Raw genomic sequence first — 10246 nt, 5'->3', positions numbered from 1 at the left:
ATGGACGGGTACAGGGTACGCGGCGGGCACGCCGGGAAGCCGGCCCCCCCCCCCCCCCCCCCCATCCCCCCTCCCCCCCCCCCCCCCCCCCCCCCCCCCCCCCCCCCCCCCCCCCCCGAAGCCGTTTCCGGGGGCCCAGGCCTCAGGCCCCGGGTCCCGTTACCGGGCCCGGAGCGCCCGCCCCGGTCACCGGACGACCACGAGGGACGTGAACCTGGGTCGTCCCTGCTTCCCTTCTCAGACACGTACGGCAGGATGTGCGGCATGCCAGGTGCAGAGACGACGCGAGTGAGCGTTCACGAGCCGGAGCCGGTGCGGCCGACCAGGGATGACGAGGTCGCCGCCGCCGGCAGTGAGCTGATCGGCGGCCCCATCGGGCGGCGGGCCCTGCTCGGGACGTCCTGGTGGACGCCCGTACGGGTGGTCGCGCTGGTGATGATCGGCATGTTCGCCCTCGGCATGGTGCAGAAGATGCCGTGCTACGACGGCGGCTGGTTCTTCGGCGCCAGCTCGCAGTACACGCACGCGTGCTACTCGGACATCCCCCACCTCTACCAGGGGCGCGGATTCGCCGACGGCCTCGTGCCGTACTTCGACAAGCTCCCCGGCGACATGGACTACCTCGAATACCCGGTGCTGACCGGCGTGTTCATGGAGGTCGCGGCCTGGCTCACGCCGGGCGGCGGGAGCATCCAGCACCAGGAACAGATCTACTGGATGGTCAACGCGGGGATGCTGATGGTGTGCGCGGCCGTCATCGCCGTGTGCACCGCGCGTACCCACCGCCGTCGCCCCTGGGACGGCCTCATGGTCGCCCTGGCGCCCGCGTTCGCGCTCACGGCCACGATCAACTGGGATCTCCTCGCCGTGGCCCTGCTGGCCGCCGCGATGCTCATGTGGTCCCGCGGACGCGTCCTGGCGTTCGGTGTCCTGATCGGGCTCGCCACGGCCGCCAAGTTCTACCCGTTCCTGCTCCTCGGGCCGCTCTTCCTGCTGTGCTGGCGCGCCGGCAGATGGCGTGAGTTCGGTACGGCGCTGCTCGGCGCCGTGGGCGCCTGGCTGGCGGTGAACCTGCCCGTCATGTGGCTCGCGCCCGAGGGATGGGCGAAGTTCTACAGCTTCAGCCACGACCGCGGCGTCGACTTCGGTTCGGTGTTCCTGTTCATCTCGCAGTGGATGAAGATCGCGATCACGCCCGACACGGCCAACGCCTGGGCGCTGGTCATGATGGTGATCATCTGTGCGGGGCTGAGCGCCCTCACGCTGGCCGCTCCCCGCCGCCCCCGCTTCGCGCAGCTCGCGTTCCTGATCGTCGCGGCCTTCATCCTCACGAACAAGGTCTACTCGCCGCAGTACGTGCTCTGGCTGGTCCCGCTCGCGGTGCTGGCCCGGCCGCGCTGGCGTGACTTCCTGATCTGGCAGGCGTGCGAGGTCGGGTACTTCCTCGGCATCTGGATGTACCTCGCGTACACGACCAGCGGCGACGCCCACAAGGGGCTGCCCACCGACGGCTACCAGGTCGCCATCGCCGTCCATCTGCTGGGGACGCTCTACCTGTGCGCGGTGGTCGTACGGGACATCTTCATGCCGGAGCACGACGTGGTGCGCCGTGCCGGCGACGACGACCCCTCAGGCGGGATCCTCGACGGCGCGGAGGACGTCTTCGTCCTCGGCCCGGCCGCGCATCCCCCGCGGCACGCGGCACACTTCGACGCGGTCCCGCAGGGTGACTGGCCCGAGGACCCGGCATCCGGAGGCCGTTCGCTCTGAGCGAACGAGCCAGGCAGGAAGCACGCGAAAGGCCGTACACGGTGTCCGTGTACGGCCTTTCGTCGGTCCGGAGCGCGCCGGATCCGGGGTCAGCGTTCGACGACGCGGTCGAACTGCGTGGTGGTGTGCCGCAGATGGGCCACCAGTTCGTCGCCGACCTTCGGCTCCGTGGCGTCGTGCGGCACGAAGAGGATCGAGACCTGCATGTGCGGGGGCTCGGCGAACCAGCGCTGCTTGCCCGCCCAGACGAACGGAGAAAGGTTCCGGTTGACCGTCGCGAGGCCGGCCCGTGCGACGCCCTTGGCGCGCGGCATGACGCCGTGCAGGGCCTTGGGGGCCTCCAGGCCCACGCCGTGCGACGTACCGCCCGCCACGACCACGAGCCAGCCGTCCGAGGCGGCCTTCTGCTGCCGGTAGCCGAAGCGGTCGCCCTTGGAGACGCGCGTGACGTCCAGGACGGCTCCGCGGTACTCCGTGGCCTCGTGGTCGCCCAGCCACAGCCGCGTCCCGATGCGGGCGCGGAAGTGGGTCTGCGGGAACTGCCGCTGGAGCCGTGCGAGTTCCTCGGCCTTGAGGTGGCTGACGAACATCGTGTGCAGGGGCAGCCGGGCCGCGCGGAGGCGGTCCATCCAGCCGATGACCTCCTCGACGGCGTCCGAGCCGTCGGTGCGGTCCAGCGGCAGGTGGATCGCGAAGCCCTCCAGCCGGACGTTCTCGATGGCGGAGTGCAGGTGCGGCAGGTCGTCCTCGCTCACCCCGTGCCGCTTCATCGAGGACATCACCTCGATGACGACGCGGGCGCCCACGAGGCCGTACACGCCGTCGATGGACGACACGGAGCGGATGACGCGGTCGGGCAGCGGTACGGGCTCCTCGCCGCGCCTGAACGGCGTCAGGACCAGCAGATCGCCGCCGAACCAGTCCTTGATCCGGGCGGCCTCGTACGTGGTGCCGACGGCGAGGATGTCCGAGCCCAGGCGGGTGGCCTCGTCCGCGAGCCGTTCGTGGCCGAAGCCGTAGCCGTTGCCCTTGCAGACGGGGACGAGCCCCGGGAACTGCTCGGACACCTGCTTGTGGTGTGCCCGCCAGCGCGCGGTGTCGACGTAGAGCGTGAGCGCCATGGCCGGTCCCGGAACCTTTCTCGTGGCTGCGGTGTATCAGAGGTATGAAAAGGAATTGTCGCTGATTCGCCGGGCGGATGGGGCGGTCCCGGGCCGGTTGGGCGGCCCGGGATGCGATTCGGGGCGGATCGGCGGTCCGGGAAGCGGTTCCGGACGGCTCAGCGGCGCGACATGTACATGTCGAGAGCCTTGTGGAGCAGCTTGTTGAGCGGGAAGTCCCACTCGCCCAGGTACTCGGCCGCCTCGCCGCCCGTGCCCACCTTGAACTGGATCAGACCGAAGAGGTGGTCCGTCTCGTCCAGCGAGTCGGAGATGCCGCGCAGGTCGTAGACCGTGGCGCCCAGCGCGTACGCGTCGCGCAGCATGCGCCACTGCATCGCGTTCGAGGGGCGGACCTCACGGCCGATGTTGTCCGAGGCGCCGTAGGAGTACCAGACGTGGCCGCCCACGACGAGCATCGTCGCGGCGGACAGGTTCACACCGTCGTGACGCGCGAAGTACAGCCGCATGCGGTTCGGGTCCTCGGTGTTGAGGGCCGTCCACATGCGCTGGAAGTACGAGAGCGGGCGCGGCCGGAAGTGGTCGCGGATAGCGGTGATCTCGTAGAGCCGCTGCCACTCCTCCAGGTCCTGGTAGCCGCCCTGGACCACCTCGACGCCGGCCTTCTCGGCCTTCTTGATGTTGCGGCGCCAGAGCTGGTTGAAGTTCCTGTGGACCTCTTCGAGGGAACGATTGGCCAGCGGCACCTGGAAGACGTAGCGGGGCTGGACGTCGCCGAAGCCGGCGCCGCCGTCCTCACCCTGCTGCCAGCCCATGCGGCGCAGCTTGTCGGCGACCTCGAAGGCGCGCGGCTCGATGAAGTCGGCCTCGATGTCGCGCAGGCGCTTCACGTCCGGGTTCTGGATGCCGCCCTTGATGGACGTGGCCTCCCAGCGCCGGATGATCACGGGCGGGCCCATCTTCACGGAGAAGGCGCCCTGGTGCTTGAGGTGCGCGAGCATCGGCTGGAGCCAGTCGTCCAGGTTCGGGGCGAACCAGTTGATGACCGGACCCTCGGGCAGGTAGGCGAGGTAGCGCTTGATCTTGGGAAGCTGGCGGTAGAGCACCAGGCCCGCGCCGACCATCTGGCCGGTCTTGTCGTCGAACCATCCGAGGCTCTCCGAGCGCCACTCGGCCTTCACGTCCGCCCATGCGGGGACCTGCATGTGGCTGGCCGCGGGCAGGCTCTGGATGTATGCCAGATGCTGCTCTCGGCTGATGGTCCTCAGGGTCAGGCTCATTCGGGGCGCTCCTCGGGCTGGTGTGTCCCCATGGGTACAAGGGCTCCGGCTCTCGCGCCGAAGCCTACTGCGCCCTGCGAGCGCCCCGAATGGCCGTATGGAACCTGGGCCCCGGGGGTGCCGTGCGAAGCCTCCCGAGGTCAGGGGAAAACGGACGTTCGACTCAGATCACACCGCCGAAGAGGCCGCCGTGGGCCAGGCCGAGGTAGAAACCGACGCCCGAGAGGCCGAGTCCGACGATCAGCCCGAAGCGTTCCCGGGTCGTCTCGGAGATGAACTGGCCGTAGGCGCCGGTGAGGATCCCGACCAGGCCGGCCCACGAGCTGAGCAGATGGAGGCTGTGGAACATCGACGTGACGAACGCCAGGACTCCGCACACCAGGGTCACCACGAGCAGGGTGTCCTGGAGCGGATGCGGCTTGCCGTCCGTGGCGAAGAGTGAGCCGGTCGTGGTGGGACGCATTGCCTGTGCCATAGGGCACCTCCTGCGGAAGGCGGCGCATCGTAGCGCCGTACACACCCGATGTGTACAGATTGACCGCCAACCCGGCCGGATTTCAACCGGAAGCGGGTGTGCAGGTAGTCTGTACCCTCTGCACCGGTGTCTGCCCAGGCTCAAGGCCAGGTCACGACAGGGATCACCGCTCGGTTCACCGATCGGCGGCCCGATTGTCAGTGGCGGCCGATACCGTTGCGTACGCATCACAACCCTCCTGCCACGGAACGACCGTGGCCGCTGAGTCCAAAGGAGGTGGGTTCCACATGCGTCACTACGAAGTGATGGTCATCCTCGACCCCGATCTGGAGGAGCGCGCTGTCGCCCCCCTGATCGAGAACTTCCTCTCCGTCGTCCGTGAGGGCGCCGGAAAGGTCGAAAAGGTCGACACCTGGGGCCGTCGTCGTCTCTCGTACGAGATCAAGAAGAAGCCCGAGGGCATCTACTCGGTCATCGACCTGCAGGCCGAGCCTGCGGTCGTCAAGGAGCTCGACCGCCAGATGAACCTGAACGAGTCGGTCCTCCGGACCAAGGTCCTCCGTCCCGAGACCCACTGAGCTCTCCAGCTCAGCTGATCTCGGGCATCGAGTAGCACCAGCAGCCAGCAGCAAACCCGCCGAGAGGTTCCCCCATGGCAGGCGAGACCGTCATCACGGTCGTCGGCAATCTTGTCGACGACCCCGAGCTGCGCTTCACCCCTTCCGGTGCGGCGGTCGCGAAGTTCCGTGTCGCGTCCACTCCCCGCACCTTCGACCGTCAGACCAACGAGTGGAAGGACGGCGAGAGCCTGTTCCTGACCTGCTCGGTCTGGCGTCAGGCGGCGGAGAACGTCGCCGAGTCGCTTCAGCGAGGCATGCGCGTCATCGTGCAGGGCCGGTTGAAGCAGCGGTCCTACGAGGACCGTGAGGGCGTCAAGCGCACGGTCTACGAACTGGACGTAGAGGAAGTCGGCGCCAGCCTGAAGAGCGCCACGGCCAAGGTCACCAAGACCACGGGCCGCGGCGGTCAGGGCGGTTACGGCGGCGGTGGCGGCGGCCAGCAGGGCGGTGGCTGGGGCGGAAGCTCCGGCGGCGCTCCGCAGGGCGGCGGCGCTCCGGCCGAAGACCCCTGGGCGACCGGCACTCCCGCCGGTGGCAACCAGGGCGGCGGCGGTGGCGGTGGCGGCTGGGGCGGAAGCTCCGGCGGCTCCGGCGGCGGCTACTCGGACGAGCCCCCCTTCTAGGCCTCAGGGCCGAGGGTGGGCCGTACTCCCACTTCTTGATCACACAGGAGATACACCATGGCGAAGCCGCCTGTGCGCAAGCCGAAGAAGAAGGTCTGCGCGTTCTGCAAGGACAAGGTCACGTACGTGGACTACAAGGACACGAACATGCTGCGGAAGTTCATTTCCGACCGCGGCAAGATCCGTGCCCGCCGCGTGACCGGCAACTGCACGCAGCACCAGCGTGACGTCGCCACGGCTGTGAAGAACAGCCGTGAGATGGCGCTGCTGCCCTACACGTCCACCGCGCGATAAAGGAAGGGTGACCGACACATGAAGATCATCCTTACCCACGAGGTCTCCGGCCTCGGTGCCGCCGGCGAAGTCGTCGACGTCAAGGACGGCTACGCTCGCAACTACCTGATCCCGCGGAACTTCGCGATCCGCTGGACCAAGGGTGGCGAGAAGGACGTCGAGCAGATCCGTCGTGCTCGCAAGATCCACGAGATCGCGACCATCGAGCAGGCCAACGAGATCAAGGCCCGCCTCGAGGGTGTCAAGGTCCGTCTGGCCGTCCGCTCCGGCGACGCCGGTCGTCTCTTCGGCTCCGTCACCCCGGCCGACGTCGCTTCGGCGATCAAGGCTTCCGGTGGCCCCGAGGTCGACAAGCGCCGCATCGAGCTGGGCTCGCCCATCAAGACCCTGGGCGCCCACGAGACGTCCGTGCGTCTGCACCCCGAGGTTGCCGCGAAGGTCAGCATCGAGGTTGTCGCTGCCTGAGTGCAGCACTCGGCATAGCTGAGAGGAAGGGCCGCACCTCCGGGTGCGGCCCTTCCGCTTGTCCTGGACCGCCGTTTCACGTGAAACCGGCGCCTTGTTTCCCGTGAAACGTCGGGCGCTCGCCGCCGTGTTTCCCGTGAAACGGTCCGTGTACGTCAGCGGGGTGCGCGGTCCTGAAAGGTTCGGCCTACGTCAGCGGGGGCGCGGTACGTCAGCGGGTCGCGCCCGTGACGATCCAGCGGCCCGAGCGGGAGCGCAGCCACAGGGTCAGCATCCGCACCGCCATCATCAGCGTCATCGCGCCCCAGAGCGCGGTCAGTCCGCCGCCGAGGACGGGCACGAGCAGGGCGGCGGGGGCGAACGCCGCCAGGGTGAGCAGCATGGCCCAGGCCAGGTACGGTCCGTCCCCCGCGCCCATCAGCACGCCGTCCAGCACGAAGACGATCCCGCAGATCGGCTGGGAGACGGCCACCATCACCAGGGCCGGCAGCGCGGCGTTCTGCACACCCGGGTCGCCGCTGAACAGCGGGAGGAAGAGGGGGCGGGCGGCGATGACCAGCAGACCGAGTACGAGTCCGGTGACGAGCCCCCACTGCACCATGCGCCGGCAAGCCTCACGGGCGCCAAGGGCGTCGTCCGCGCCGAGGTAGCGCCCGATGATGGCCTGCCCCGCGATGGCGATGGCGTCGAGTGCGAAGGCGAGCAGACTCCACAGCGACAGGATGATCTGGTGGGCCGCCATGTCGGCGTCCCCGAGCCGGGCGGCGACCGCCGTGGCGATCAGGAGGATCGCCCTGAGCGACAGCGTTCGGACGAGCAGGGGGGTGCCGGCCTGGGCGCAGGCTCGGATGCCGGCCGCGTCCGGCCGCAGGGAGGCGCCGTGCTTCCGTGCTCCGCGGAGGACGACGTGGAGATAGACGGCGGCCATGCCGCACTGGGCGATGACCGTCCCCCAGGCGGAACCGGCGATGCCCAGGCCGACGCCGTAGACGAGGACGGTGTTGAGGGCGGCGTTGGCCACGAACCCGCCGACGGCGACGTACAGCGGGGTCTTCGTGTCCTGGAGTCCCCGCAGGATTCCGGTGGCGGCCAGCACGACCAGCATGGCCGGGATGCCGAGCACCGAGATCCGCAGATAGGTCGTCGCGTACGGGGCGGCGGAGCCGGAGGCGCCGAACAACTCCATGAGGGACGGTGCCGTCGGCAGGGCGACGGCGATCACGGCCACGCCGATGAGCAGGGCGAGCCAGATGCCGTCCATGCCCTGGCGGATCGCGGCCCGCAGATCACCGGCACCGACGCGGCGGGCGACCGCGGCGGTCGTGGCATAGGCGAGGAAGACGAAGACTCCGACGGCCGTCATGAGCAGAGCCGAGGCGACGCCGAGACCGGCCAGTTGCGCGGTGCCGAGATGGCCGACGATGGCACTGTCGGCCAGCACGAAGAGAGGCTCTGCCACGAGTGCGCCGAACGCCGGAACGGCCAGTGCGACGATCTCACGGTCGTGCCGGTGCCGGGCCGTCTTCGGCGCCGCTGAAGCCTGTGTCATGGGCATCAATCTAATCTTCCACAGGTAAGAGATGCAAAAGCCGAAAGACCCTTACTTGGTGGCGCGCGGGGTGTGGTGTGGCGCACTGTTCGAAGGGATCTTGATCCTGCTGGGGAAGTTTTTCTTCTGCACAGCCGGTGGACGGGAAAAGGCCAGGTCAACGGGCGTTCCTTCAAAGTGCTGAGGGCTTGTTCACAGGGCTGTCCACCGGGTCGTGCACAGGTTTCGCGGAGTTCTCCACAGCATCGGGGCCGTCGTCCACATGGCCTGTGGATAACCAGATTGGCTGACGGTGCCCGCGGGCCTAACGTGGTGCGGCGCCCGTTCTCATCTCCGTCCTCGGAAAGCGTGCAAAACCGACGCGCGAGATCCGGAGTCGGGCCGCTCACTTGTCAGTGCCGTGCCGTAGAAATTGAAGGCACTGCTAGGTCCGCTCTGCGGACGGGAGGAGGTGGCTCGGTGACTATTTCCGAGCCCTTGGACGACCCCTGGGCGGACAGCGGACCCAGTGATCGTCTGCCCTCGTCCCGTCGCCGCGGCAACGGCGGACGAGGCCGCGACGAACAGCACGACCGGGACAACGGGTCCTGGGAGAGCGGCGGTTCCTCCTTCGAGCGGGTGCCGCCGCAGGACCTCGACGCCGAGCAGTCCGTTCTCGGTGGCATGCTCCTGTCGAAGGACGCCATCGCCGACGTCGTCGAGGTGCTCAAGGGCCACGACTTCTACCGTCCGGCGCACGAGACCATCTACGGCGCGATCCTCGACCTGTACGCGAAGGGCGAGCCGGCCGACCCCATCACGGTCGCGGCCGAGCTCACCAAGCGCGGCGAGATCACCAAAGTCGGCGGAGCGCCGTATCTGCACACGCTGGTGCAGACGGTCCCGACCGCCGCGAACGCCGAGTACTACGCGGAGATCGTGCACGAGCGCGCGGTCCTGCGCCGCCTGGTCGAGGCCGGCACACGCATCACACAGATGGGGTACGCGGCCGACGGCGACGTCGACGAGATCGTCAACAGCGCCCAGGCCGAGATCTACGCGGTCACCGAGCAGCGCACCACCGAGGACTATCTGCCGCTCGGCGACATCATGGAGGGCGCGCTCGACGAGATCGAGGCGATCGGATCGCGTTCGGGGGAGATGACCGGCGTACCGACCGGCTTCACCGACCTCGACTCGCTCACCAACGGTCTGCACCCCGGTCAGATGATCATCATCGCGGCCCGTCCCGCCATGGGTAAGTCGACGCTGGCCCTGGACTTCGCCCGCGCCTGCTCGATCAAGCACAACATGCCCAGCGTGATCTTCTCGCTCGAAATGGGCCGCAACGAGATCGCGATGCGTCTGCTGTCCGCCGAGGCGCGCGTGGCACTGCACCACATGCGGTCCGGCACCATGACGGACGAGGACTGGACCCGGCTCGCCCGGCGGATGCCGGACGTCTCGGCCGCCCCTCTCTACATCGACGACTCCCCGAACCTGTCGATGATGGAGATTCGCGCCAAGTGCCGCCGCCTCAAGCAGCGTGCCGATCTCAAGCTCGTGGTCATCGACTACCTCCAGCTCATGCAGTCCGGCGGCAAGCGTTCCGAGAGCCGCCAGCAGGAGGTCTCCGACATGTCGCGAAACCTGAAGCTGCTGGCCAAGGAGCTGGAACTGCCGGTGATCGCGCTGTCCCAGCTCAACCGTGGTCCCGAGCAGCGCACGGACAAGAAGCCCATGGTCTCCGACCTGCGTGAGTCCGGCTCGATCGAGCAGGACGCGGACATGGTCATCCTGCTCCACCGCGAGGACGCCTACGAGAAGGAGTCCCCGCGCGCCGGCGAGGCGGACATCATCGTCGGCAAGCACCGTAACGGCCCGACGGCGACGATCACGGTGGCCTTCCAGGGCCACTACTCGCGCTTCGTGGACATGGCCCAGACCTGATCCACGCCGCCCGCAGGGGCGCGGATCTCGTTTCGGGCTCTCAGGGCTGACCACATGTCAGCAGCGCTGTGCGGCATCCCTATGTCAGCAGCACTGCACGGCATCCCTGAGACCGGCGCG

Annotated in this window: 10 protein-coding genes; 6 read left to right on the top strand and 4 right to left on the bottom strand. The window is 68.6% G+C overall.

Features of this window, described 5'->3' with window-relative positions; genetic code table 11:
* Positions 1-264: 264 nt before the first annotated feature.
* Positions 265-1770 (top strand): glycosyltransferase family 87 protein, encoded by a 1506-nt coding sequence (locus ACZ4TO_RS23630; RefSeq protein ID WP_468025142.1) that lies wholly within the window; start codon positions 265-267, stop codon positions 1768-1770.
* Between the two features lie 89 nt (positions 1771-1859).
* On the opposite strand, the gene ACZ4TO_RS23625 is transcribed toward ACZ4TO_RS23630, so the two are convergent.
* From ACZ4TO_RS23625 to ACZ4TO_RS23615, 3 genes are all read right to left on the bottom strand, one after another.
* On the bottom strand, positions 1860-2891 hold the full coding sequence (locus ACZ4TO_RS23625; protein WP_355760338.1) for an alanine racemase: 1032 nt from the start codon (positions 2889-2891) through the stop codon (positions 1860-1862).
* 158 nt (positions 2892-3049) lie between these two features.
* Entirely contained in the window at positions 3050-4171 is a 1122-nt protein-coding gene (locus ACZ4TO_RS23620) for a lipid II:glycine glycyltransferase FemX (RefSeq protein WP_382783253.1), read from the bottom strand.
* A gap of 163 nt (positions 4172-4334) precedes the next feature.
* Positions 4335-4646 carry a hypothetical protein gene (locus ACZ4TO_RS23615; protein WP_382783250.1) on the bottom strand — a complete coding sequence of 104 codons (312 nt, stop codon included), beginning with the start codon at positions 4644-4646 and terminating at the stop codon, positions 4335-4337.
* Positions 4647-4933: 287 nt separating this feature from the next.
* Between ACZ4TO_RS23615 and rpsF the strand changes: the two genes are divergently transcribed.
* The 4 genes from rpsF to rplI all read left to right on the top strand — a co-directional run bounded on the left by rpsF (position 4934) and on the right by rplI (position 6648).
* Entirely contained in the window at positions 4934-5224 is a 291-nt protein-coding gene (rpsF, locus tag ACZ4TO_RS23610; RefSeq protein WP_037615007.1) for a 30S ribosomal protein S6, read from the top strand.
* 74 nt (positions 5225-5298) lie between these two features.
* Positions 5299-5889, top strand: a complete 591-nt coding sequence (locus tag ACZ4TO_RS23605) for a single-stranded DNA-binding protein (RefSeq protein ID WP_468025141.1) — start codon at positions 5299-5301, stop codon at positions 5887-5889.
* Between the two features lie 57 nt (positions 5890-5946).
* A complete protein-coding gene (gene rpsR, locus ACZ4TO_RS23600; RefSeq protein WP_003949403.1) occupies positions 5947-6183 on the top strand; it encodes a 30S ribosomal protein S18 in 237 nt (78 codons plus the stop codon).
* 18 nt (positions 6184-6201) lie between these two features.
* A complete protein-coding gene (rplI, locus tag ACZ4TO_RS23595) occupies positions 6202-6648 on the top strand; it encodes a 50S ribosomal protein L9 (RefSeq protein ID WP_328450525.1) in 447 nt (148 codons plus the stop codon).
* Positions 6649-6859: 211 nt separating this feature from the next.
* On the opposite strand, the gene ACZ4TO_RS23590 is transcribed toward rplI, so the two are convergent.
* Positions 6860-8197, bottom strand: coding sequence for an MATE family efflux transporter (locus ACZ4TO_RS23590; RefSeq protein ID WP_382783241.1), 1338 nt, complete (start codon positions 8195-8197; stop codon positions 6860-6862).
* Positions 8198-8656: 459 nt separating this feature from the next.
* Here ACZ4TO_RS23590 and dnaB point away from each other — a divergent pair, with 459 nt between their 5' ends.
* On the top strand, positions 8657-10126 hold the full coding sequence (gene dnaB / locus ACZ4TO_RS23585) for a replicative DNA helicase (protein WP_355760321.1): 1470 nt from the start codon (positions 8657-8659) through the stop codon (positions 10124-10126).
* The last annotated feature ends 120 nt before the right edge of the window (positions 10127-10246 follow it).

It is taken from the genome of Streptomyces sp. NPDC028298 (assembly GCF_055565895.1).
Note: the sequence above shows the minus strand (reverse complement) of the source record. Positions and strands in the feature narration are given on the sequence as shown.